We start from the raw sequence: 25,881 nt of genomic DNA, 5'->3' as shown, positions 1-25,881 counted from the left end.
CCCATGCAAGCTACCGACAAACGCGATTTTCTTGGATTCGAGCCTCTTGACGCATCGAAGATCATAGAACTGTTCGACTACTCCCTCTTCATCAAGAAAGCCCGCCGTGAGGGCGGCAACGGATTCCGTCCGCTTGAGGGCAAAACGGTCGCCATGATCTTCAACAAGCCCTCGCTGAGGACCCGGGTCTCCTTTGAGCTCGGCATCCATGAGCTCGGAGGGTACTCGATCAACCTCGACGGCAAGTCCATCGGTGTCGGTTCGCGCGAATCGGTCGAGGACATCGGCCTCCTGCTTTCCCGTTACAATGATGCCATCGTCGCCCGTCTGCATGAGCATTCCGTCATAGAGGGCCTTGCCGGCAGTGCCTCAATTCCGGTCGTCAACGCCCTGACCGACCTCTCACACCCGTGCCAGATTCTGGCCGATGCCTTCACGCTGTACGAAAAAGGGCTCTGGAAAGCGGGCATCAAGGTCGTCTTCGTCGGTGACGGCAACAACGTGGCCAACTCCTGGATTGAACTTGCCGGTATCCTCCCCTTCCATTTCGTGCTCGCCTGCCCCGAAGGCTACACTCCGGACGCCGGGCTGCTTGAAGCGGCCAGGAAAAAAGGCATCAGCACCATTGAGATCATTCACGATCCGATGGCTGCAGCAAAAGACGCCGACGTGCTCTATACCGATGTCTGGACCAGCATGGGCCAGGAAGAGGAGCAGAAAGAGCGGCTTAAGGCGTTCGCCCCGTTCCAGATCAACAGCCGGATGCTTGCCGTTGCCAAACCCTCCGCTGTCGTCATGCACTGCATGCCGGCACACCGCGGAGAGGAGATAACGGCCGAAGTGATGGACGGGCCGCAGGCCATCATCATCGATGAGGCGGAAAACCGCCTGCATGTGCAGAAGGCGCTCCTCGTGAAGCTTCTCAACCACGACGAGTACCGCAAGTTCCATCTCACCCACCGGCTGCAGAACGCTGCCAAAAACATCAAGGCCTGAAGGTGCCGATGAACAAGCACATACGCCAGCAGCGGATCCGGGAGCTCATCCAGCAGGAGGGCGTCGGAAACCAGCATGACCTTCTCCGCCTTCTCCGGGAATCCGGCATCAAGGTCGCGCAGGCAACCCTTTCGCGCGACTGCGCCGAGCTCGGCATTGTGCGCTCGAAAACCCATGCAGGCTACCGCCTGCTGCTCGGTGATGAAAGCACCGGCCGCATCATCAAGGGGCTGGTGGGGATGGAAGTCACCTCTGTTGCCGCAAATGAAACCTCGGTCATCGTCCGCACCCTTCCCGGCCGTGCTCACGGCGTAGGATCATGGCTCGACCAGTTCAAAAGCCAGCTCATTCTCGGTACCATCGCCGGTGACGATACGGTGCTGGTAATTCCTGATTCAGTGCAGAATATTTCGGTGCTGATGTCCTATATTCAGAAAAATCTTTCCACAAACTGATCAATACCACAACGACAATGCAGAGAGAAAAAATTGCGATCGCCTATTCCGGCGGACTTGACACTTCGATCATGATCAAATGGCTGAAGGACAAGTACGATGCCGATATCGTTGCCGTCACGGGCAACCTCGGCCAGCAGAAAGAGATAGAGAACCTTGAATCCAAAGCCATAGCGACCGGCGCCTCCGGCTTCCATTTCGTCGACCTCAAGAAGCCGTTCGTCGAAGACTACATCTGGCGCGCACTGAAGGCAGGCGCCCTGTATGAGGATGTCTATCCGCTGGCCACTGCGCTCGGCCGTCCGCTCCTGGCCAAAGCGCTTGTCGACGTCGCACTTGAAGAGAACTGCACCATGCTCGCCCACGGCTGCACCGGCAAAGGCAACGACCAGGTCCGCTTTGAAGTGACCTTCGCCTCGCTCGCCCCGCACCTGAAGGTGCTCGCTCCTCTCCGTGAATGGGAGTTCACCTCACGCGAGTCTGAAATGGACTACGCCATCAAGCACAACATCCCGGTGTCGGCCACGAAAAAGAGCCCCTACTCGATCGACGAGAACATCTGGGGAATCAGCATCGAATGCGGCGTGCTCGAAGACCCGATGGTTGCGCCTCCCGAAGATGCCTACCAGATCACCACCTCCCCCGAGAACGCCCCGAATGAGGCTACCGTGGTCGAAATCGAGTTCGAACAGGGTGTTCCTGTATCGGTCGACGGCAAGAAGATGGCCGGACTGGACATCATCAACCGCCTCAATGAGCTCGGCGCAAAGAACGGCATCGGCCGCCTTGACATGATCGAGAACCGAGTCGTCGGCATCAAGTCGCGTGAGATCTATGAAGCCCCGGCAGCCACCATCCTGCACTTCGCACACCGCGAGCTCGAGCGCCTTACCCTTGAGAAAACCGTCTTCCAGTACAAGAAGAACATCGCTCAGGACTACGCAAACATCATCTACAACGGCACCTGGTTCTCGCCGATGCGCACTGCCCTCGACGCATTCGTCGACGATACCCAGAAGCCTGTCACCGGCATGGTCCGCCTGAAACTCTTCAAAGGCTCTGTTACGCTGCTCGGCCGCCAGTCTCCGTACTCGCTCTACAATGAATCGCTGGCTACCTACACCGAGGCAGACTCGTTCGACCACAAGGCTGCAGCAGGGTTCATCCAGATCTACGGACTCGGCCTGAAGACCTTCAGCGAAGTCCATCCCGCAAAATAACTGCACAGCAAGGATCCCGGTCATACACCTGCTCCCTTTTCCCAGGGGGGCAGGCGTATGGCCTTTCTCCTCTTTTCCACCAGCACAACCAGCCGCAGCCATGAGCAACAAGAAAGAACTTCTCTGGGCAAGCCGCTTCAATGAACCGTTCGACAGCGAGGCGTTGAGGTTTTCCTCATCGGTCCATGTCGATGGAAAGCTCTACCGTGAAGACATTCAAGGCTCCATCGCCCATGCCACCATGCTCGGCGAGGAAGGCATCATCTCGGCGGATGACGCCCATGCGATATGCAGGGGGCTGAAGGAGATTGAAAAGGAAATTGAAACGGGAACGCTCGTTCCGCAGTGGGAGGATGAAGACATCCACACGGTGATTGAAAACCGGCTGAAGGAGAAAATAGGAGCCGCTGCCGGCAAACTCCACTCCGGCCGCAGCCGTAACGACCAGGTGGCAACCGATACCCGGCTCTACATGCGTGAGCGGATCGAAGAGCTGCAGGAAGCGCTGAACGACCTCCTCGGAACCCTCGTCCAGAAAGCCGAAACCTACAAGGACTCCATCATCTTCGGCTACACCCACCTGCAGAGGGCTCAGCCGATATCGGCAGGCCATTACTACCTGGCCTACTTCAACATGTTCAACCGGGACACTGAGCGCCTGCTTGATCTTCTGATGCGGGTGAACGTTTCTCCGCTTGGTGCGGCGGCATTTGCCGGCAGCACCCTCCCGCTTAATGCCGGGCGCACGGCCGAGCTGCTTGATTTCAGCGAGCTCTTCACGAACAGCATCGATGCCGTCAGCGACCGTGATATCCTGATTGAATTCATCTCCTGCTGCTCCATCGTGATGATGCACCTCTCGCGCTTCTGTGAGGACATCATTCTCTGGAGTTCGTATGAGTTCGGGTATCTGGAGATCAGCGACGCCTTCTCGACCGGCTCCTCCATCATGCCGCAGAAGAAGAACGCTGATATCGCAGAACTGATCAGGGGAAAAACCGGAAGGGTGTACGGGGACCTCATGGCAATGCTCACCATCATGAAAGGGCTCCCGCTCTCCTACAACCGGGACATGCAGGAGGACAAGCCGCCTTTGTTCGACAGTGCCGAAACCGCCATCTCAAGCGTTACCCTCTTCAACCGCATGCTGCAGCACACGCGGCTCAGGGAGGAGCGCCTGAAAGAGCTCACGAAGAAGGATTTGAGCCTGGCGACCGAGATCGCCGAGTACCTGGTGAAGAAAGATGTCCCCTTCCGCGACGCGCACCGCATCACCGGAAAGATTGTCAGCTGGAGCATCGAGAACCAGACTCCCCTGCCCGACATCCCGCTCGAGCGCTTCAGGGAGTTCTCGGAGGTGTTCGACGAGGGAATATTCACGGCGCTGACGCCGGAAGCGAGCATCACGTCGAAAAAGTCGCACGGGAGCTGCTCGTTCGAGTCGGTCGAACGGCAGATCAGGGAGGCCCGGGAACTGCTCGGCTGAAGGGCCGGGCTCACTCCCCGTAAGGAGCTTCATCTTCATTGAGCACCCCAAGTACGGTATCGGGAGCCTTACGGACAAGGTCGAGGAGAACGAGAGCTGGCCCGTGGGGTTTGCGGTCTCCCCGCTCCCAATGCCGCAATGTGGCCACGCTGATGCCGAAGGCCGCAGCAAACCGCTCCTGGGTCAGGCCGGTCTTCTCCCTGACAACCTTCACGTCTATGGGCCGAGGCCTATAAACCCTTGCCCCGACGTCTTCCCCCCCCATGTAGGCGATGGCTTCTTCAAGCCCCCTCCTGATACTGTCGAAGTCTGAATGCATCGTAATTCCACCTAATTGGTTATAAGGACATCAACCATCTGCCGAAGACCGTTCATGTCCGCCTTCGTCAGATTTTCCCTCTCGCTTTTGCTGAAAAGCGTCAATAGAAATAATGGCATGCGCGGATCATGATAAAAGTATATGACACGAACTCCGCCGCTCTTGCCTTTGTTTCCTTTCGCCCACCGCAGCCACGCACGATGCTTCCGGCCTGGGGATGCATCGACAGATAGAAGACGAGCGCATCTCGCTCATCAGAAGTCAAGAGATTATCTGACCGACGAATGAATTCAGGAAGCTCTACGATTGTGACATTCATACCCCAATATAATCCATTGGATTATATTGGCAAAACACGGAATCAATGAATGCCCCGGGGTACAGGAGGAAGTGTTCAGTGCTGGGGGGGGATCATTTGGTATGGCCATCTAGAAACCCTGCAGCCACGGCCTGCTCCGGGGCTGACCCAGAACCCTGGGTGGGAACCGTACTCGATCCAGTGGCGTTCTGCCCCCGGCGGACAATTTCTTTTGATACGTTATTTTGTAATTTAGCATGAAGTGGCAGAGATCAATCAGCGCAATCCAGACGCCTTCATTTCGGCAGCCATAACTTTTCAAGAAAAGAAACTAATGGGCTCAAGCATATACTTCTGCGCACCTGTCAACGCGCTTGTAGAGGGTATATACAGGCAAAAAATCCCGTTTACCGAGATCAAGAAACATGGGGATTTCGGATTGGGTACCTTTGACGACCTCGACGGAGAGATGGTGATGTTTGACGGGAAGATCTATCAGATCACATCCGATGGTGTTGCGGCAATGGTTGATGACGCCACGCTGACACCATTTTCCTGCGTGACGTTTTACTCGCCGGTCAGTCATGACAGCCTTGATAGGAGAACGCCCTATCCGGAGTTTCAGGCTTGGCTGTACAGCCTCCTTCCGTCCCTGAACATTTTTTACGCCATCCGCATCGAGGGGACCTTTTCTTCCATGAAAGTCCGCTCAGTACCCCGTCAGGAAAACTACCGGCCCCTCGCTGAGGTCGCAAAAGACCAGCCAATCTTTGAGTATCAGGAAATCGAGGGAACGCTGGTCGGATTCTATACCCCTGCGTTCATGGGCTCGGTCAGTGTACCCGGCCTTCATCTCCATTTTCTTTCGCGTGACAGGCACCATGGCGGGCATCTGCTTGAGTGCACTCCTGCAAACATCAATGCGGGCATACAGTTCATCACAGCTCTTGAGCTGGCAATGCCCATGAACTTCGATTACCTCTCATGCGATTTCCAGCGTGATGTGGAAAGAGACCTGGAAAGTGCCGAGCGCTGAAGTCATTGAACTGCCGGATATCAGTGATCAACGTGCATGGAAATGTCCTGCTTACCGTTGTATATCCCAGTCGTCACACTGTCGGCATACTGCCCCATGAGAGCGGCAGCAAGGCGCATGAGAGGATAGACAATGAACACCAGGGCAAGGGCCGCGTGCTGAAAGCCGAGCAGAACATTCACCGGAAAAGGCGGGGTGTCCTCAAGGCCATAGGTCAGATTGGGTGGTTTTGTGTTCATGGCAGCTCTATTGATGCTCCACGCCGGAACACAAGGGTCAGAACATTCATTCCATCCCTTCGTGTATAACTGACAGCATCGCTGAACTGCCGGATGAAATAGCCGCCAAGGCCTCCGATTTCCCGATCCTCTATCGCAGCATCTGTTTCAGGGTCAGGAAGCGTAAGGATGTTGAAAGGGATACCTGAATCGGACAGTTCAATCACGAGTGACTCATCCGTAACCCTGCACGCCACATCAAGCATGCCTTCAGTATCAGGGTATGCATAACTGCAGATATTGACAACAGCCTCTTCAACGGCAATGTTCAGCCCGAATTTCCGGGAGTCTTCCAGCCTGAACCGATCGGCACAGTCCTCCACGAAACCGACTATCTCCTCAAGCCGGTCAAGCTTCGCATCAACCCTTATCCGTTCTTCCGGCATCATCGTCTACTCTTCAGCTGCGCCAAGCGCACTCTGCACGGTATCGTGCATTGGAAAGATTGTTCCGAAACCGGAGATCGCAAACACGTCCTTGACTGCACCGCCAATATTGGCAAGCAGCATAAGACCCCCGAGGCTTTTGACTCTTTTGCCAGTCATGAGCAAAGCCCTCAAACCGGCACTGCTGATATAGTCGAGCTTGCCGAAATCAATGATGAAATTCTTTTCCCCTTCGTCCATCATCCCGGCAAGTTTTTTTTCATACTCGGGAGCCGTTACGGCGTCCATCCTGCCGATGACAGCAACAACCGTTGCCGCTGTTTCTTTTTGTATCTGGAATTCCATTTTGACCACCTTTCATTTATTGTTCTTTTAAGATCAATGTGAGCCTGTTTTGACCACCATCCCGCTTGTATGCAATGCTCCGGGTAAGATTGCGGATGATCGTCAGGCCCAGTTCGTCCGGCAGGGCTGCCGATTCAAGGATGTTCTCCTCTGCTCCTCCGCTCTCGACCAGAAGCTTTATCTCCCCGGTCTTTTCCGAATGGGTTATGGCCAGCTCGATCGCCGTGGAGCGCAGGGTATCTGCGCATATCTGCAGGACCTCTTCGACGAGCAGCTGCAGACTCTGTCGGGACTTCAGCGGAAGGATCTGCTTTTCACAGAACAGCTCAATTTCCGCATTCATGGCATATAGATCGTAATCGGGGGAAGCAATCCGGTAGTTGAAGCTCCTCACCCGATTGATGAAGATTTTCGTCCTCTCCTTCTGGGGGTTGTCAAAGATCTGCTCAGGGGGCCCCTCCTCATAAATCACACCCTCGTCCATATAGAGCACCCTGCTGGACACATCCCTTGCAAACTTCATTTCATGGGTAACGATGAGCATGGTCATACCGTCCCGGGCCAGACGGCGGATGACAGCCAGCACCTCGCTTACCATGGTAGGATCAAGTGCAGAGGTCGGCTCGTCGAACAGAATGATTGATGGCTCCATCGCCAGGCAGCGGGCAATGGCTACACGCTGTTTCTGGCCTCCGGACAGCTCATCGGGAAAACTGTCAGCCTTTTCAGCAAGCCCTACAAGCTTGAGCAGCTCGAGCGCCTTTTTCTCCGCATCCTGCCTGCCGGTCTGCAACAGCTTCACAGGACCGAGGGTCAGGTTGTCCATCACGGAAAGATGCTGATACAGGTTAAAGGACTGGAACACCATGTTCATCTTCCTGCGGATGGCCGGTACATCGGCTTTGGGATCAAGAATATCGACTCCATTGATGACAATCGACCCTCCACTCGGACGATCAAGCAGGTTGATGCATCGCAGGAATGTGCTTTTTCCCGTACCGGAGGGGCCGATGATTGAAATCACTTCTCCTTTCCGGACGGTGATGCTTACATCGCGGAGTACTTCAAGTGCCCCGAACTTCTTGGAAAGATGCTTGATCTGTATCATGCTGCAACGGTTCGGTTCCGGTGTTTTGGGGCCATCATGCCTTCAAGGTATTCAAGCATGCGCATGAGAGCCCATGAGAGAAAGAAATATAATGCCGCTACCATAATGAGCGGGAAAAAGGCATCGAAGGTACGGCTTCGGATGATATCTCCAGCTTTCGTCAGATCCTGCACCGCGATATAGCCCACAATCGAGGTCATTTTCACCAATGAAATGAACTCCCCTTTGTAGACCGGCAGGATGCGCTGCAGGGTCTGCGGCAGAACAATGAAGTAAAACGTTGCCGGCCCGGTAAAGCCCATCGCGATACCCGCCTCGGTCTGCCCCCTGTCGATACCCTCAATGCCGGCCCGGAAGATTTCCGCAGAGTAGGCTGCAAAGTTCAGTCCGAAGGCGATGACTGCCACCAGCACCGGGTCGATGTTGACGGAGGCAAAGACCACATAGAATACCAGCATCAGGAGCACCAGCACCGGCGTGCCGCGAAGCAGCGAGATGAAAACTCCGGCCGACACCCTCAGGATGTTGAGGCGTGACATTCTCATAAAACAGACCAGGGCGCCGAAGAGGGTTCCAAGCAGTGCGGAAAACACGGAAATGACAAGGGTTGTCCGGAACCCCTCAAGGATGAGCTGCCAGCGGTTCTCCAGCAGGATGTTGCTCCGGAAACTTTCGGCAATCCCCGCAAGGAAAGACTCCCCATCCTTTACACTGCCGGCTGTCGAGGGTTGAGGTAATGATGCAATGTTCTTTTTCAGGGCAAAGAGGTGGGCTCCCTGTGCATAGTAAGGGTCGGAAAAAGCAACCTTTTTGCGCCGCTCAGGGGTAATTGCCATCACGGCGCCGATCATGTCGATTTTTCGGCTTGCAAGAGCGGCTATCATGCTCCCGAACTCGATATTCACATAGGTAATCTTCCGCCCTGTGTACAGCCCGAACCTGTCGAGCAGTTCAATGGAGTATCCGGTAAGCCGGTTATCGATAAGTGCGCAGAACGGCATACCGTTATCGCTGAGAATACCAACCCTGAGCACTTCGTTCTCTGCCGATGCTGCAATCGCCGGCATCCGGGTTCCGCCGTCCTTCATCCAGTAGCGGACCATCGCGTCCTGCCGCCCGTCAGCCATGATGTCCCGGAGGAAATTGTTGAATGCGCTGCGCAGTTCAGTCTGTTCGTAGCGGAACCCCATGCCGAGCGGGGTTGCAAGCAGCTCATCCCCCAGAACGGCAAGGTCACCGTTCTGGCGTAGCATCACCATGAGTTCGTCATCACTGTAAATGGCAGCGTCTGCCTTTCCAGACTTCACCGCCAGCAAGAGATCAGACGGAGACTGGTACTGGAGTATCGTCGCCTCAGGCCAGGCTTTCATGGCATAGCGCTCATGGATGGTCCCCTGAAGGACCCCTATCCGCCCAAGCCTGAGGTCATCGGGTGAGCGGAGGGTTGCGCCGTTTAAAGATGTTCCGACTACCAGCGACGCTGCAACGAAAAGAAGTGCGGATATCATGGCCAGCTTTCTCATACCGCTGTCTTTATCCGTTTGAATTTCGGATCCGTCCTTCGTTCAAGATATGCCATCGACTGCAACAGCAGCCAGGAAATTGAAAAGTACAGTATTGCTACCATGATGAGGGGAAAGAATGCATCGAAAGTCCTGCTCCGGATGATGTCGCCTGCTTTCGTGAGGTCCTCGACAGCGATGTATCCGACGATCGAGGTCATTTTAACGAGCGAAAGGAACTCGCCCTTGTACACCGGCAGGATGCGCTGGATGGTCTGAGGAAGGATGATGAGCAGGAAGGTACGAAGCCGGGTGAACCCCATGGAAATCCCCGCCTCACGCTGCCCATTGTCGATGCTCTCCACACCGCTCCGGAAAATTTCGGCCACATAGGCTGCAAAATTCAGCCCGAAGGCAATGACGGCAACAGCCACAGGATCAATGGAGACCGATGCGAACACGACATAAAAAATCAGCATCAACAGCACCAATACAGGCGTTCCCCGAAGCAGGGAAATGAACACCGATGCCAGCGTCTTCAAGGTTTTGGCCGATGACATGCGCATGGCGCATACACCCGCCCCGAGCACCGTGCCGAACAGAGCTGAAAGCACCGAAATGATTACGGTGACTCTCAGTCCGCTGAGAATCAGTTTCCAGCGGTTTTCCTTTATGATATTATTCTGGAATCCGTCCACAATGGGCTGAATGAAGGAGTATGCAGCACCCGGAGCGTCGTTTCCAGCGACAGCCTCAGCCTCCCCCGTCTTCATGACGAAAGCGCTTGCCCCAATCTCATAATATGGATCAGAAAAACTGATCTGGAGTGCCCGTTCCGGGGTAATCATGAGCGTGCTGGCAATCATGTCAATCTTGTTCGTGGCCGCAGCTGCGATCAAGTTGCCGAAATCCATATCACTTGTCTTGATCTCCTTGCCGAGATATGCGGCAAACCGTTCTGCGAGCTCCTCGTCAAACCCTACCAGGCGGTTGTTTTTGACAATCATGAACGGAAGCCCCTTGTCGCTGACAACCCCGACCCTCAGGACGCCATTGGCCCTTGTGCCGGAAATGGAGGGCATTGCATCCTCACCCCGGGTGATCCAGCGGTCGACCATATCCCGATAGACACCGTTTTGACGGATGTCTTGAAGAAAGACATTGAATTGCTCCCGAAGGCTGTCATTCTGCTTATTGAACCCCATGGCCACGGGTACGGAGAACAGGACCCCGCCCTTGAGCTCAAGGGACGGGTCTGCCCTGAAAATCTCCCGGAGGGTCTCGGTTGTGTATATGCCCGCGTCCACCTTGCCGCTCTTGACGGCCAGAATGATGTCGGATGGGGTCTTGTACTGCAGGAGCGTTGCGTTCGGGTAGTGACTGAGTGCATAGGTGTCATGCGTGGAACCAAGCAGCACGGCAACCCGCGTGCCGTTCAGATCAGGAGCTGAAAGTGATGCCCCCTCCGAAACCGGTGCCGCGGGAGCAGCGGCTGAACGGAGCACAAGCGCGGAAATGTCATTCTGAAGATAGGGCCTCGAGAACAGGATCAGCTTCTTTCGCTCTTCGGTGACATTGAAGTTAGAAAGGGCAAAATCAATCTTGCCCGCCTGCAGTGCCGGAATCAGGGCTCCGAACGGCATGTCGACAAGCGTGATTTTTTTCTGGAGCCGATTGCCGATCATCCTTGCCAGCTCAATGTCAAGTCCCGTGATTTCTCCATTCGCATGATAGGAGAATGGAGCCAGGGTAGCGCAGGTCCCCATCCGAAGCTCTGCTTCGCCTTTCCTCCCGCCTGCATTCGATTCCTGAAGGGAGCCGCCATCCCCGTCGATCCATTTCTTTCTGAGTATGGCAAGAGTGCCGTCTTCTGTGAACGCCCCAATCGCCTCGTTCAACTCCGAAGCAAGCGCCGTATTACCCTTCTTGAGGGCTGCGGCAACCTCAAGCTTCGCCACCGGCTCTCCAAGAATCACAAGCCCCGGCTCTTGTCGGGCAATATTCTCGAGCACGCTCCTGTCATAGATAAATGCATCCGCCTTTCGGGTGTTCAGGGCAACGGCAGCATCGGCTGCATTTTCCATCACAAGGAACTCTGAATCGCGGAACCGGCGGCGCGCGGCAAGGTCACCGGCAGAACCCGACAGCACCGCAACCCGTTTCCCGTCGATATCCTTCAGTACCCTTACCTTGCCATCACCGTGGGGAGCTGCGGTCTTGACCAGCATAACCTGGGCGTTCTCGAAATAGGTCTTTGTGAAATCAACCGATCGCTTCCGCTCAGCCGTGGCCGTCATACCGGTAATCACCAGATCGATCTTTGCAGACTGAAGAGCAGGAATAAGCCCCATGAACTTCATGTTATGGAACTCTACCGGCCGGCGGAGAACCCGGCCGATGATGCGTGCCAGTTCTCCGTCGAATCCGCTGACCTCTGCATCCCTGTCCATGAACGACATCGGCTCCCTTGTGGCGGTGACACCTATTTTAAGTACCTCCCCCTTCGTCGGCACCTCAAGCGTGCGTTCCTCGTATGGGGACAGGTCCTTTTTAAACCACCGCCTGCGCATGTCGGCAAGCGTACCATCCTGGTGGAGCGAATCGATGATGCCGTTCAAGGTAGTGATGAGTGCCGGATTGCCTTTCCTCAGGGCAATGCATGTATTCTCGTTGCGGAGCGGTTCTTCGAGGACACGGAATGCAGTATGCTTCTTGGTTACCTGCAGCGCCGTGGGATAGGCTGTGACGATTGCATCCAGCTTGCCGGACATCATCGCGGTGACGGCGTCCATGACGTCATCGAAACTCTTGATATCGGCGTCAGGAAACATCTGCAGCGCCAGCTCTTCGCCGGTCGAACCGGTCATCACTCCAATCCTTGCGTTGCGGGCATCCTCAATCGAGCGGATCTCCTGCGCATCTTTGCCGCAGCCGGAAAGCAGGGCAAGGATAAAAAGGACCGGAAACCATCTATGCATGCGCCCCTTCATTGAGCCACCATTGCGGCGATTCCGCCCGTATAATAAGGCTCTGAAAAGAGTACCTTTTCTGAGCGCTCTTCGGTAATGGTGATGCAGGCTGCAATCATGTCTACCTTGCCGGACATCAGGGCCGGGATCAGCGCGCCGAAGTCCATGTTCACGACCTCAAGCTTCTGGCTGAGCCCCGCAGCTACACGCCGGGCAAGCTCGATGTCATACCCGACAACCATCCCGCTGCCATCAACAAATGAAAAAGGCTCAGTCACGCTTGAAGTGCCGAGGCGCAATATTCCGTTGTCACCGCTTGAGGCGATTTCGGGCATCGGAGCCGGACTTCCGGATACAGGAAACCAGCGCCGCAGCATCTCCGTACCGGTCCCGTCCGTCTTCAGCTGGCCCAGCGTCCTGTCGATGGCCTGCTTGAGCGGGGCGTCATCTTTACGGACAGCAAAACCATACTGGTCGACCGTGATCATCTCTTTGAGAATGACAAGCCCATCGACCTTTGCGGCAATGTTTTTCAGGATGGGCTCATCATATGCCAGCGCATCCGCCTTCCCCGTTTTCACGGCAAGAGCCCCGTCCATAACGGTGTTATAGTACTGGAACCGTGCATCGGGCAGTTTCGAGAGCACCAGCTTGTCGGCAACAGTTCCGGTAGGAACGGCGAACTCTTTTCCTGACAGCTGCTGCAGTGCAGTGATTTTCTCCCGCTGGCTGCATCCGCCAAGCACAATGAAGAGGGAGAAGAGCACAATCACCAATACTGAAGGTCGCAATTTATTCATGGTGTCTTGATTACGGGTGGATTCGTCTATTATTGCTGTCAGCTTTTACTTATAATCAGCGGGGCATCAATTGCTGAACTTGATATGCCATTTCCCGTGTATTGCAGCGCAACCATCGTGATGTCGTCCGACTGCGCCGCCCCTTCAGCAAACCCCGCCACACTGGAGCGGACGGCATGGACCATATCTTCCACCGCCATGGAGAAATCACCCTGCAGAATCTCCAGCAGGCGCTGCTCCCCGAACAGTTCATCCTCCCTGTTTTTTGCTTCGGTGACCCCGTCCGTATAGAGGAAGAATACATCACCGTTGCGCAGTGTGATGCGTTCGGTCTCGTACCGGGAATCCGGCACGGGTCCAAGCAGGAATCCCGGCTTCACGTCCAGATAACGCACACCGCCCGAACCGACGAGGAGCGGCGGGTTGTGGCCTGCATTCGAAAAGATCAGCTCCCCTGATGCGGTATCGAGTATGGCGCAGAACACGGTAGCGAACATGCAGCTCTCATTATCTTCGGCAAGGATGTTGTTCACATGCTCAAGAATCACACCGGGATCTCTCAACCGCTGCGCCTCCGACTTCAGAAGCGTCTTTGCAACCATCATGTAGAGTGCCGCAGGCACACCTTTGTCTGCAACATCGGCAATAAGGAAACAGAGATGACTGTCATCGATGAAAAAGAAATCATAAAAATCTCCACCGACCTCTTTGGCCGCATCCATCGATGCAAAGATATCGAACTCGGGGCGCTCAGGGAATGCCGGGAAGATACGGGGCAGGAGGCTCGCCTGAATGTCGGTGGCCATCTGCAGCTCACTCTGTATCCGTTCTTTCTGTGCCGTAGTTTCCGTCAGGTTGCGGATATACTCTTTCAGTGACTCCCCCATCATGCGGAATGAACTGGTGAGCATGCCGATTTCATCGTTCGAGCGGACAGCAGGCAGTTCAACATCGAAGTTACCTGAAGCCATCGGCCCCGTTGCACTTGCCAGCGCCCTGAGCGGAAGGGTTATGGAACGGGTGGCCATGGCCACAACCAGCGCAAGAAGCAATAGGCCGCCAGTGCCAATCCCTGCCATAGTCAGGCTCAGGTTCCTTACTTTTTCGAACAGTTCCGCTTCAGGAAAAACAACAGCCAGAGTCCACCCTGTCGAACGGATAGGAGCATAATACATCCAGCCAGGCTCGTCCGTCAGGGAATGGTGGACAAAACCCGACTCTCCCGCAATCATCTTTCTTCCCATCTCCCGCAACACAGGATCGCTACGCTCTTCGGCAATGCTGAAAATTGACTCGTTCATGATGAATGAACTGTCAGGATGGGTGAGCACCATGCCGTTTCGCGACAGGAGCATCGCATAACCGGTTTTGAGGATTCTGACGGAAGATATCAGCTGGGTCAGTGAATCAAGCCGGATATCTGCCGATACCACCCCCTTAACCTCCTTTTTTCCCCCGCTCGAATAATAAAAGGGAACCGAACAGGTCGCCATGGTCGCATTCCCGCCTCCATCGTCAAAATAAGGCTCGCTCCACACTGGCGCCTGCAGCTCGACGGGAATCTGGTACCAGTCCTGATAAAGATACGGCACATACCGGTAGGAGGCATCAAGACGGATTGCCTTTACCGTTCCTTCGTCACGGAACAGGTAGAGCGCATAGAGGCGCTCCTGCTTATTGAATGCATAAGGCTCGAATGCAATAGCCGAACCATAGACAGACGGGTTGGAATCAAGCATGCTGCCAATGAGGGGAACAAGCCCCTCTCGATTATATTCAGCCGTATCGAGTGAGCGTGCCATCCCCTCCGTCACCTTCGCCACCGAAACCAGCTCTGCGTCCACCCTGTTGGCCAGTGAAGATGCCAGATTGCGGGCATTCTTTTCAAGCTCCATTTCAAGCATGCTCCGTGACTGCATATAGTTGACGACCAGCGTTACGGCGAAAATTCCTGCGCTGCACAGGGTAATCACCACAATCATGCGGATGACAATGCTCTTACTGAACTGCATCATGTCTCCAGGTAAAATCGGCATAGTCCGGACACCCCCCTATCAGCCCTGCACGCTGCATGGCATTTCCTGCATCATGGTAGTCCTTCCGATCCAATGTTCCGGACGGCATTTTGCCGAAAGCCGTACCGGGCATGATAAGGTCGCGCATCCGGTTCAGCATCCACTTCTGGTGCATCCGGTTTGCCGGTACATGAGCACGAAGCATATATTTCATTACAATATCAAGTGCCTCTTCAGGATGATCGAACGCGTACTGCCACCCCTCCCGTGAGGCATCCGCAATGGCTGCAGCCAAAGCAGGATCGCCCTTCACGGTCTTTTCAAGCCCGTAAATCCCGTCTTCCGGGAAGTTCACGCCCTGTTCGCTCAGAAAGACCGCATTGAGTTCATCGGCGTCCACCCCTGAGTTCAGGATCACGTGATACTCGTTGTACCACATCGCCGAGGTCACCTCAATCCCCCCGCGCAGGAACAGGTTCACCGTATTTGTTAGCGGTACCTGACGGATCGTAATGCCCCTGCGGGAAAACAACGTCAGTGGTGGAATCGATAAATCTCCGTCCCACAGTCCGACCTTTTTTCCGTTCATCCCCTGCAATGAATCAATCCTGCTGGATTTCCTGGAAATAAGCATCATCGAAGAGCGCTGGATAACCTGACTTATGTTCACAAGACGTATCCCTGCATCACGATGCCGCAACGCCGTGGTCAGCCACATCACCGCATAGTCGGCCCTGCCGCTCTGGAGGGCCTCGACTGGCGAATTGCCCGAGCCTCCGTTCAGGATACTCAGTTCAACCCCGTAACGGCGGTACAGCCCTTTTTCAAGGGCAACATAATACCCGGCAAACTGTGCCTGCGGGCTCCAGAGAGGAATGAGGGAAGCTTTTTTAAGCGGGGGTTCTGCATGGAGCAGGGAAGGATATGCAGCAAGGGAAAGCAGCGCAACAACAACCATCAGGCTGAATGCCTGGAACAGTAAGGAACCTGTTGATCGCTGGCGTTCGTGCATGGCACCGAGGGACTGGAGTTGCAAGAAAGACATGGACAGGTTAAGAAGCCAAAGACCCCGGCTTGTAATCATTGCATAAGGTGCAGCAGGAGATATTCCAAGGCCGAAGAATCACTTGGCACTGAACCTATCTTGGGAGCCAGTCATCATGACAATCCTCAATCCCTCAATGTGGATGAAGGGAAGGCGTCCGGCAGCATCCTCGATGCTCATAATCTGCTCTCGGGGAACGCTTCTGCCTGCTCTAATGACATGAGGGTCTCCTTTTGATCCCAATGGTTGAATGTATCCAACTATTACAATCACGACTACTTCAATAAGTTACCCAATACAGCAAGAAAACCCAACACAGTCTCTGGCAGTACCTCACCCGTTGGCACCGCTGGCTCCTTGGCGGTTTGGACTAGCTGGTAACCACCAAAGGCGGCGTAACCAGATACCGGGTCTATGTCCTGAAATACCTCCACATCTCAGGAGCCACCCTGCGAAACTGATGCCGGAACGGTTTATGATCGCTCCGGCATCGCATAGGTAAGGCGGGCAGAGAAGATACCCCAGGGATGGGGGTTACGGAGGTGTGGGCAGGCACGCTACAATGCTCCGGGTATCAGCCGGCATGGCGTTCGAGAAAAGCTGCAGCATGTTTCTGGGCAGCAGCAGAGCCTGGACTGACCCAGAATCCGACATGCGATCCGAATTCAATCCAGTGGCGTTCTGCCCCCTCAATGCTTTCATATGCATAGACACCATCGTAGAACTTGACATCGGCATCATGGGTCCCATGGATGATGAGCGTCGGGCATTGTATGCCGCTCAATGGCAGTCGGGTATAGGTCCTGTAGATTGCCATATCATTATCCGTTCCGGCCTTACGGGGCTTGTACGGGTACATGGTGTTCATGAAGGCATCTACGAATTCAAGGGCGGATGGAGTATTGATGGCAAAGTCGATATGCGTTTTCATCTGCTCCTTGGTGTAATACGCCTCGGTAACGAACAGCTGCTTCAGGAATGAAGCCGGACTGATCTTTTCCATCATGCTTGTTAGCTTTTGACCAAAGCTGTTGAGAAAGAGCGCTTCGGCAACCGGGCCGACCTTTTCCGGAAGGTCGTAATAACCACTGACACAGTCGATGGCAATCATGGCTGATACCCGTTCGGGATGGCGCATTGCGAAAACATAGCCTGGAGGGCCTCCTGCAGATGCACTGACGACAACCACCTTCTCGATCCCGAGATGGTCCAGAAGTGAAGCGAAGAGGTCGGCCTGCTCTTCCATGCTCCGGCCACTCTCAAGCGGAGTGCCAAGGTAACCGGGGCGGGACGGGCACAGGATGCGAAAGTTGTTCTCATTAATCCATCGTGCAGCCATGACCCGTGCCTGGTCATAACCTCCAAGGCCACCATGCACGACCATGACGACCGGACCATTCGATCCTGTCAATGAATATTCAATTATACCGGCCTTGGTCTCGACGGTAACCGGATCAGCAATGATCCCGGGCATTAATTCCTGATGGTTCATTTTTTGCCGATGAGATGATTTAAACGGGAATTTTTGCGCTGCTCCTCCAGCAACTGACATAATGGACGGATATCAAGGATGCAGGGGGGGGCTGTAATAAAAACAGGTCTTTTATTGACCAATATCCTCCGCTGCCTATTATCCCACCAAGGGGAACCAACTTGTGAAAGCGAGCTCTCGAATAAACGTAACCGCTGGAAAACTGTAGGCCGACCCGTGAGGGAATACTGAATTTCCCAGTAGGAGGTGGAGAGGGCAAGAGGGAGAGCGGTTTCGCTCCCGCTCCACTGCTCTCCAGCGGCCCTCCATACATTAATATAGCCTATTGAAACCCTGTGTTTCACGACATCAATTCACAATCGCGGGGAAATGTACTGGTCAGCAAATCAAACAACCGGAAGCGGGCTGTAGTTTATTGGAAACCCGTTTCGCGACATCACCCAAAAATCACGCCGAGATCTTGAGCGTCAGCGTATTCAAGAAAGTCGATATTTTACAACTAGTTACGAATTCAGGCGGCACAATCGAGAATACCTATACCGATAACCAGTCGAATGTATTTAAGATATAACCGGACACTAGTGACAGCATATATGCGATGAATCGCATATATGCTGTGTCTGATGGGTGCTGGCTGTAAGCAGTATTAATCAAAAAAAGCTTTTGAGCAGTTTCAAGGCTCCACTAGCAATGTCGGACAGAACCTTTTCAACCTTTTTCGCAGCACCTTCTGCAGCTTTTGCGGCTTCCTTGGCCGTGTTCTGCGCAAACTGGGCTCCTTGCTTGGCCGAATCAAAAGCTTTAATACCGACACTGGCTATGTCCTGTGTCGCTTGTGAGTAATATTGCGTGGGATCCATTTTGAACAGCTTGACGACGTCCCCCCCCAGTTCAACTGACAGATCACAAAGTGCCTTAAAATATGCACCAGGATTAGTGATTAGGTCTTGAGCAATAGTGATGACCCTAGCGCCAATTTGGGATGCTATGCTTGTGTTGAAATCGGCAATGGATACCTGCGCAAAATCAATATTGATTGCTTTTCCGAATGCTGCAGCATGAACAGAGCCGCTCGCCAGAGTCCCTTTTGAAAGACCATCAAGTGATCCCTTGACACGTACCGATCGGATATCAATGCCTCCACCGATAAAGTCAATGGCTTTCTTTACTACACTATTGCCTCCAATGGAATTGTTCACGGCATTCTTAATGTTCTGGACCGCGTGGGTACGAAGGAACCCTTCAAATGCCATATCCCCTCCCTTTGTGACATCTGTAAGCACGGCCTGTGTTCCCGATGCTACAATCTGGGCATCAAGGACTCCGGCCAGCATCCCATCAAGATTCATCTTCAAGTTATCTTTCCCGATATCCACAAAGGCATCAAGCCCAACACCCGGAATACTAGCCGTTCCGCTCAAGTAGCAACGCTGTGAGACATCAAAGGCCGACTTTGGAGTATACTTCAAGTCGAGCATCGGTTTGTCATCCGGAGTCCCGGAGCGCTTGTCCGGCCCGGCACCACTGATCTTTATGGGACCGACATTGAACGGCGAGACCCATCCCGTGCATTCCAGGCCTTTATCGGCAAGCATCCATAAATAGGCAGAGCCCAGATCTGCTGTCCCGAGCTTCAAGCCTCCGTTAAAGCTTATCCCCTGCCTGAAGTTGAGAGCAGGCATATCTACTTCCGCAATCGAAAACGAGGGCTTGGTGATTTTAACTACATCTATTGGCAACTTCAGCGTCGCAAGACTCGGAATTTGAGCTGATGGTATGGCAGCTTTCATGATGATGCCATGCAGCGAAATCAGATCACCAAGACTGAGGTCGCGTGGTATATCGCATCGTAAACCTGTTAGCGCTACCGGTGAGGTAAAGGACAGTGCACCAGCTAAATCCAGATCCCAGCCTTGACCGAGGTTCATATTCGCAGCAAGTCCAAGATTCGGCAGTGACCCGAAGGTGCCGGAAATCTTCATCTCAGACAGCGACAAGCCCTTGAGGCCCATGGGGTCTTTCCATGTTCCAGGGATGATACCTGAAACGCTGATGCCCGAAAGCGGATTGACGCCAACCGGAAAATCAAGACGGGCCGGCAGGTCGACATGCAGTTTTTTTGAGAGGTTCAGGTGCAGGTCGGACCACAGCGTCACACCATTGAATGAACCCGTACTGATTTCCATGTCAGGCATATCCAGATTGATTCCGGAAGGAAGAAAGCCCGTCGTTTTGTATTTAGTCTGGAGGGTTGCCCTGAGTTTGAACGGATCAGTCGGTTTTTCAGGGAAAATCGCTGTAAAGAGTACTTTGGCAGGCGCTGCATTAAGCACTGTGAATGGTGCTGCCAACAGGCTGTTGCTTTGTACTGATGCTACAAGCCAGACATTCTCTCCTTTCGGGAAGGTGATGAGTTCTTTTCCGGTTGGAGCATATGCCTGCAATGCAGTTTTGACCTCTACCGGTAGATCGGCAACATTCCAGGAATGAGTCTCCTGACCAAAGGTAACTGCAGCATCGGAAAAATGCAGCGCATTCAAAGGATCGCTGTTTAAGCCGGGCAGTTTTGACGCTACCGCCGTTGTTGGCACTTTAATGACATAACCGGTCCGCAAGCCTTCCTTTTTATAGAGCCTGGAGAGAGCGATCACCTGACCGCTGACAGATCCGAACCGATTGGTTTGTACCGTGACATTTCCGCTGAGACACATCCAGGGCTGGCCTGCTTCTGGGCCTGTGGCGATGGTTCCCTGCGTAAACTCTGCATCAGTGACCCTAACGCCCTTCAGCAATGGAATCTGATTAAATCCGGGAAGCTGGTCAAGGCCAATGGAATTGCCGATGCCGGCCAGCATGCTGCCGGTTGCTGAAAACTGGCTTGGCGAATGGGTTACTGCAGGGATAGATTGGCTGGCCGTATCTCCTCCTATCAGCTTTTCATTACCACTAATCTGGGCAGGACGCGAGATCTTATCCGGATCAGAGGGGATCGTTGCATGGAGTTGGTTTGTAACGAGTGTCAGAGAGTCCTGATGCGCTTTGAGCGCTGTCTGCACTACTGCTTGAATTCCTTGAGATAAACCTGTGGCATGAATTTTGGTAGCCTTAGCAATCGCTTTCGATTGCGCCTGCTCTGGCCTTAAGAGACGAATCATTCCTGGCCCGGATGCTGCCATATTGGGATGACGTGTCCACTGGATATTCCAGAATGAACTCGTCACCACACCAGGGTCAATCGCAGCTCCCTCAGGAGTCTGGGTCCAACTCATCACGGAGCACTGCCCCCTTGCCCCAGAGCCCTCATCAGTCCAAAGCGGACCGATCCATTTGGATCCTGTCCAGGTCAAAAGATCGTTTCTCACGCAATAGGCCAAGGTCATATCTGTCGGGACATTATGACCATTCCCGTCAATAGCTTCTCCTGAGCAAACAAAACCTACGGGAGAGTATCCATTCGGACTAACTGGGAGCCAAAATGAACCATTATATCTACCGCCAGAGCCTGAATCGTCCCATGACCAATCGTAACGCAAGGGCCTTTTCATATATGCTCCATTGGCGTCCCCCTGCGGGAACCGGTCATCCCACATGACAATAAGACAGGGGGGATATGGCGCAACTCCGGCGTAATTCGCCCCTGGTTCCGGATAGTCTCCGAGCCTTACCCACCCGGGAGGAACCGATGGACGCCAAAATGCAATGTTGCTGTAGGCACCGCTTCCGCTGTCATTCCAGATCTGCTTATCGTAATGATATGAATAGCGGACGATAAGATGCTGTGTCTTGATTTCCGGACCAACCAATCCTTTAGCTTCATATTGCTTGGCTGCAAGAGTGGCACCAGCTAGAAATTGGTCATGATTCGTCCAAGTTGACGGATTGGTATTTCCCTTGTTGACCTGATCCTGAGTCAGCGGATCAGATATAACATCAAAAATGAAATGTGGGATGACCGGTTCCCGCAGGGGGACGCCAATGGGGCGTATATGAATACCACCTCCATCTGCGCTTAAGACAGGCACCAGCACTAACATTGATGAAACAAAAAGAACCTTAATCCCCCTTGTCGGCAACGACCTAATGAGCCAATGGAATAATAACATGGTCGAAATGATTATATTATTGGGATATACAGCTAATCAATGAACACCGACAGTCAAAGGTCTATCCATCCCCTTTGATTAATTCCGATTGGTTGAGAAACTCATCGTAATCAAGAGGTATGATTCCCTTGAATGGATGGTCAAGGGAAAGGGCAATGCAGATCAGCATTGCCATCACAGCGCCGAGAAAAGCCATCATGATTGACTGCGCCAAAAAATTAGGGGTGCCAAACAACCATGCAAATCCAATGGTCAGAATGGCACCACTTACCAAGACTGCCCAGAAAAAAACATTAAGGGTATATTTTGCAGACATTATTCTTGATAAGCGTGCAGATTCAAATGCATCAAGATCGCTTATGATACGCACGAGCCAAAGTTCTTCAAATCTTGACCGTGGCTCTATGTGGTAAATAGACTGAATAATGTCAATAGATTGCCTCTCTGCCGCAACACTTGCCTTTCCTTCAGCCATGAGGGGCCATTCATTATTTGCTACAACCCTGAAATATTCTTCTATGGTGCTCTGAATTCGCGTTACCTGAGGATTTTCAAGGAGATTTAGGCCACGATACACCGATGCAAGGCTGTTGACCTCTTGCTGAATGTTTGATTCTGCATCACGGCGAATTTCCCATTCGTCAATGATTACGAATGCAAGGAAAACGGAGTACATCACACCCAGAACGCCATAAATGAAGCCTGCTACATCATTGTTTTTCTCCAGTACTTTATACCCGAAAAACTTTCTAGTGATGAATGCTCCGGTAACGGCAAACATCGCCGTTCCAAATAGAACAGCAAACATAAGAGCCATTAAATCCTCCATTTATTCTAGATCATAGCCTTGCGGGCACTGAAAGACTCACAATTCAAGGGATTCTTTGCTATTATTGTTAGATGTAAATCAGTAATACAGGAACCCAAAACCCCTTCCTACCCTATAGTCAAGATTTGCTGGATTGACCATTTTATACCGGATTAAATCACCGCTACGAAATTCTTTAACAAAATGATTATGCTGTAAATGTTCCAAAATCCTGTCGCTGGTCATGTCAACATCGACATACCAGTCCGGGTGCTTCTTTCGTAATTTTATTAGGGACTTGTTTTTTTTAAGATCTTGGACGACGGTGGCCCTTGTGTTAAAATTGTATGACTTCGGGTTGATGTATGGAGTCAAAAGAATGATGACCGAGCGCTGAAACAATCGCTCAGTCTTTTTAGAGAACAAGTACTGCAATAGTGGGATGTCTTGAAGAATTGGCACGCCGTCCCGCGTATCTACAGCTTCGCGCTCATATAGGCCGCTAAGAATCATGGTTTCACCGAATGCGATATCCACATCAGTTGTCACCTTGGTATTTGATGTGGTGACCATATACTGATAAGTGATTTTATCTTTATCCGTTGTATCAAGAAATGATCGGGATACTTCGACATGAAGTTTTACCTTGTTGCGGGTAATTTCATTGGGTCGGACATGCATGGTAACTCCGATTTCTTTGTTGATGGATATTGGGCTTGAATCCGCGCTTCCAGCAACTGCAGCATCAATCTGATTTCCAGAAAAGAATTCGGAGTCAATATTCAGCATACCGGTGAGCGTCGGTCTGGCAATAACATCAATCTTCGAACTGCCCATATTGAAAATGTTCATGCTATAGGTCAGTGCCGGCACTGAAATAATGCCTGTAATGGTATTGGTTATGCTTTTAGCTATGGTATCGTCTGTACCATCCGGATTATGTGTCCATGAACTTGAATATGCCCTATTGAATGAGATTGCTGGGTTTGATGAGTTGCCGAACTGAAGCGAGAGACCATTAAGAAGGTTGACCCCTTTACTATGAGTTATCTCGTCTTCATTCCGCAAGATCACGGCATCAATGATTACCATGTCCGGCATAGGCAAATTTTCCTCCATTGAGGCGGCTCCGGGATTTTGTCCCTCACTCATGGAATCCGGATTACTACGGATATACTCAATCATATGATTCCACTCGCCTGCCCTGATTTTCAAATTTCGCAGGGAATCATCATCAGGGAAGAGGCGCTCATATGAGGATAGTTCCTTACTCGCACTGATATTGTCACCGGATGCCGCTGCCAGCAGTATTTTAGCTGCTTTTACCCTTCGGCTTTCAGGCTCAAGAGCGCTTAGTCGATACATTGCAGCATTGGCACTTGATAAATCAGATGCATAATAGGCGGCATACACTAATGCATATAGGAGATCCGGTTCACGGTCATTAAGTAAAACTGCGTCAGCAAGAAGCTGGGTTGCTGAACTGTATTGCTTGCGATCAAGCCGGCTCAAGCCATAAGTGTAATAGTACAGCCAATTGGTATCATCATGGCGGATGGCTATCTGGTAGCCTTCGTCGGCAAGATCGTAGTTCTGCACGCCTTCGCTGCCGGTGCGGGCGTGGTAGGTCAGGGCGTTGAGGAAGTTCAGCTGCGAGGACGTGGGATCGAGCTTCAGGGCCCGGTTGAAATACTCGTTGGCCTTGATGAAATCACCGGACTGGAGTTCGGTGATGCCCTTGCCGGCAAGCTCCCGTGTTTCAGACTTTTTCTTTCCCGCGTAAACAGGACCGGCTGTTACGAGAACAGACTGAAGAAGAATTATGGCCAGTACAGCCCTTATGAGTCCGGATGTAAAGACAGGCATGTAAAATGGGGGTGATGCAGTTATTGATAACCTACAATTGCAATCAGGAATACTCCCGCAGTTTGAGTTAAAATGTGCAGGCAGGCGAAGTAAAATTGCATGCGTATAATGGCCAACGCAAGCCTTCAAGAGATAATTTTGAGTTCTTGCGTTGGCATTGATCAATACGACTCGATTTTTTTGAGGGATGGACGAATGCTTTTAATAGTGGAGCCGGTTATCGGTTGTCGGAGATGACCCTTATCTCAGTGAGCTCTCCAGTCTCCTTGTCCCAAGGGCGGGAGTAGAGACCCAAGATCCGACCGGATCCAGCCTTATTCGCCCTGATTTTGATGTGGACGGCATCTGCCTTCCCTACTACGACAGGCTTGACTGGATGTATTGGGGGTTTAAATGGCATCCATGTATTCTTCGCGATTCCGGTTGCCACAGCAGACTTGTCTAAGACGTTAAATGTAACCACACCGGGATCGAGACTCACGAACGACCAAGAATACCCTGTCGAAGGATTTGCTGGAAGTTCTATTAGTGTCTCCTCCTGAGGCTTGACCGTAACGGTTATGATTCTGAGATTCTTGACGAACTCAGCCATGATTGCCCCACCGGCCACTCCGGCGTTTGCCTCCTTGAGGTTTTGGGCCAACTGCCGGATCCCCCCCTCTACAGCGGCATCGTCAGCACCGAAGTGGTTGCGGGTTGCACTTATGGCCGCACCCCGAATGGTATGCTTGCTGTACCAGGAGTAGACTGCATACTGGTTACTGGCGATCTTTTCGACAGCTGCCGCTGGATTGCTCCAGTCGGCAGTAGCCAGCCCGTATGCCAGCGCGTATTTCCTGTACTCGCTGATATCGTAGTCGCCCTTTTCAATCCGGGCGGCAATTTCTTTGAAGTCGCCCTTGTAGGATTCGTAAAGAGAGCGATAAGTATCCGCCTTTATCTGTCCGTACTGGTCATCAAGGTTTTTGTAGATAGATGTCGCTTTCTCGGACACTCCCCGGAGCTGGGAGGGGGTTGCACGAACAAGTGCTTTCAGTGCAACGTCCCTGAACGGGGCGGGATTCGATGCCGCCCCAATACAGTCGTCAGCGACGCCATCGAAATCCCCCGAAGCAGCCTTGTTCATGGTTTTCGTGGCAGCCTCTGTGGCATGACGGATCTGCTCTGCCGGATTGACTGGAGGCTTGGGTACAGGAACCGGCACCGGCGGATTCGGAATGGGGGGATGCGGAATCGGAACAGGTGGTTTTGGATGAGGAATACTTGGCCAGCTATAGACACTAGACTGAGGCTGGAACAGGACCATGCCTGTCAAAGCAACGGTTGCAAACAGCTTTTCGATTTTCATGATGAT

General features: G+C 52.8%; 21 protein-coding genes. 5 read left to right on the top strand and 16 right to left on the bottom strand.

Going from position 1 to position 25,881, the window contains the following annotated elements; genetic code table 11:
- Positions 1 to 3: 3 nt before the first annotated feature.
- The 4 genes from argF to argH all read left to right on the top strand — a co-directional run bounded on the left by argF (position 4) and on the right by argH (position 4,157).
- Positions 4 to 996 carry an ornithine carbamoyltransferase gene (gene argF / locus PLUT_RS05460; protein WP_011357780.1) on the top strand — a complete coding sequence of 331 codons (993 nt, stop codon included), beginning with the start codon at positions 4 to 6 and terminating at the stop codon, positions 994 to 996.
- A gap of 8 nt (positions 997 to 1,004) precedes the next feature.
- Positions 1,005 to 1,451, top strand: a complete 447-nt coding sequence (locus PLUT_RS05455; RefSeq protein ID WP_011357779.1) for an arginine repressor — start codon at positions 1,005 to 1,007, stop codon at positions 1,449 to 1,451.
- A 17-nt stretch (positions 1,452 to 1,468) separates the two neighbouring features.
- On the top strand, positions 1,469 to 2,671 hold the full coding sequence (locus PLUT_RS05450; RefSeq protein WP_011357778.1) for an argininosuccinate synthase: 1,203 nt from the start codon (positions 1,469 to 1,471) through the stop codon (positions 2,669 to 2,671).
- A gap of 100 nt (positions 2,672 to 2,771) precedes the next feature.
- On the top strand, positions 2,772 to 4,157 hold the full coding sequence (gene argH, locus PLUT_RS05445) for an argininosuccinate lyase (RefSeq protein ID WP_011357777.1): 1,386 nt from the start codon (positions 2,772 to 2,774) through the stop codon (positions 4,155 to 4,157).
- Positions 4,158 to 4,167: 10 nt separating this feature from the next.
- On the opposite strand, the gene PLUT_RS05440 is transcribed toward argH, so the two are convergent.
- Complete coding sequence (locus tag PLUT_RS05440) at positions 4,168 to 4,476, bottom strand: helix-turn-helix domain-containing protein (protein WP_011357776.1); 309 nt, start codon at positions 4,474 to 4,476, stop codon at positions 4,168 to 4,170.
- A gap of 11 nt (positions 4,477 to 4,487) precedes the next feature.
- Entirely contained in the window at positions 4,488 to 4,619 is a 132-nt protein-coding gene (locus tag PLUT_RS12175; RefSeq protein WP_420825880.1) for a hypothetical protein, read from the bottom strand.
- Positions 4,620 to 5,108: 489 nt separating this feature from the next.
- Here PLUT_RS12175 and budA point away from each other — a divergent pair, with 489 nt between their 5' ends.
- Complete coding sequence (budA, locus tag PLUT_RS05430; RefSeq protein WP_011357775.1) at positions 5,109 to 5,810, top strand: acetolactate decarboxylase; 702 nt, start codon at positions 5,109 to 5,111, stop codon at positions 5,808 to 5,810.
- A gap of 20 nt (positions 5,811 to 5,830) precedes the next feature.
- On the opposite strand, the gene PLUT_RS05425 is transcribed toward budA, so the two are convergent.
- The 14 genes from PLUT_RS05425 to PLUT_RS05360 all read right to left on the bottom strand — a co-directional run bounded on the left by PLUT_RS05425 (position 5,831) and on the right by PLUT_RS05360 (position 25,875).
- A complete protein-coding gene (locus PLUT_RS05425; RefSeq protein WP_041463828.1) occupies positions 5,831 to 6,049 on the bottom strand; it encodes a hypothetical protein in 219 nt (72 codons plus the stop codon).
- Entirely contained in the window at positions 6,046 to 6,477 is a 432-nt protein-coding gene (locus tag PLUT_RS05420; protein ID WP_011357774.1) for an ATP-binding protein, read from the bottom strand. Before PLUT_RS05420 ends, PLUT_RS05425 begins: the two co-directional genes overlap by 4 nt.
- Positions 6,478 to 6,480: 3 nt before the next feature.
- Positions 6,481 to 6,819 carry an STAS domain-containing protein gene (locus tag PLUT_RS05415; RefSeq protein ID WP_011357773.1) on the bottom strand — a complete coding sequence of 113 codons (339 nt, stop codon included), beginning with the start codon at positions 6,817 to 6,819 and terminating at the stop codon, positions 6,481 to 6,483.
- A 16-nt stretch (positions 6,820 to 6,835) separates the two neighbouring features.
- A complete protein-coding gene (locus tag PLUT_RS05410) occupies positions 6,836 to 7,927 on the bottom strand; it encodes an amino acid ABC transporter ATP-binding protein (protein ID WP_011357600.1) in 1,092 nt (363 codons plus the stop codon).
- A complete protein-coding gene (locus PLUT_RS05405; RefSeq protein ID WP_011357599.1) occupies positions 7,924 to 9,450 on the bottom strand; it encodes an ABC transporter substrate-binding protein/permease in 1,527 nt (508 codons plus the stop codon). Before PLUT_RS05405 ends, PLUT_RS05410 begins: the two co-directional genes overlap by 4 nt.
- A complete protein-coding gene (locus PLUT_RS12080) occupies positions 9,447 to 12,419 on the bottom strand; it encodes an ABC transporter permease subunit (RefSeq protein ID WP_011357772.1) in 2,973 nt (990 codons plus the stop codon). Before PLUT_RS12080 ends, PLUT_RS05405 begins: the two co-directional genes overlap by 4 nt.
- Positions 12,416 to 13,198, bottom strand: coding sequence for a transporter substrate-binding domain-containing protein (locus tag PLUT_RS12075; RefSeq protein WP_011357771.1), 783 nt, complete (start codon positions 13,196 to 13,198; stop codon positions 12,416 to 12,418). The genes PLUT_RS12080 and PLUT_RS12075 overlap by 4 nt, the downstream gene beginning before the upstream one ends.
- A 38-nt stretch (positions 13,199 to 13,236) precedes the next feature.
- The gene (locus PLUT_RS05390) at positions 13,237 to 15,210 is read right to left on the bottom strand and encodes a SpoIIE family protein phosphatase (RefSeq protein WP_011357770.1); all 1,974 of its coding nucleotides are present in this window, start codon (positions 15,208 to 15,210) and stop codon (positions 13,237 to 13,239) included.
- On the bottom strand, positions 15,197 to 16,225 hold the full coding sequence (locus PLUT_RS05385) for an ABC transporter substrate-binding protein (RefSeq protein ID WP_011357769.1): 1,029 nt from the start codon (positions 16,223 to 16,225) through the stop codon (positions 15,197 to 15,199). Before PLUT_RS05385 ends, PLUT_RS05390 begins: the two co-directional genes overlap by 14 nt.
- Before the next feature lie 607 nt (positions 16,226 to 16,832).
- Complete coding sequence (locus PLUT_RS05380; protein ID WP_011357768.1) at positions 16,833 to 17,732, bottom strand: alpha/beta fold hydrolase; 900 nt, start codon at positions 17,730 to 17,732, stop codon at positions 16,833 to 16,835.
- A gap of 668 nt (positions 17,733 to 18,400) precedes the next feature.
- Positions 18,401 to 21,853, bottom strand: coding sequence for a Vps62-related protein (locus PLUT_RS05375; protein ID WP_238974631.1), 3,453 nt, complete (start codon positions 21,851 to 21,853; stop codon positions 18,401 to 18,403).
- Between the two features lie 61 nt (positions 21,854 to 21,914).
- Entirely contained in the window at positions 21,915 to 22,682 is a 768-nt protein-coding gene (locus PLUT_RS05370; protein ID WP_011357766.1) for a DUF4239 domain-containing protein, read from the bottom strand.
- Positions 22,683 to 22,760: 78 nt separating this feature from the next.
- Positions 22,761 to 24,527 (bottom strand): type II secretion pathway component PulD-like protein, encoded by a 1,767-nt coding sequence (locus PLUT_RS05365; protein WP_011357765.1) that lies wholly within the window; start codon positions 24,525 to 24,527, stop codon positions 22,761 to 22,763.
- 217 nt (positions 24,528 to 24,744) lie between these two features.
- Positions 24,745 to 25,875 (bottom strand): protease inhibitor I42 family protein, encoded by a 1,131-nt coding sequence (locus tag PLUT_RS05360; RefSeq protein WP_011357764.1) that lies wholly within the window; start codon positions 25,873 to 25,875, stop codon positions 24,745 to 24,747.
- Between the last annotated feature and the right edge of the window lie 6 nt (positions 25,876 to 25,881).

This window comes from Pelodictyon luteolum DSM 273, from assembly GCF_000012485.1.
GTDB lineage: Bacteria > Bacteroidota > Chlorobiia > Chlorobiales > Chlorobiaceae > Chlorobium > Chlorobium luteolum.
Note: the sequence above shows the minus strand (reverse complement) of the source record. Positions and strands in the feature narration are given on the sequence as shown.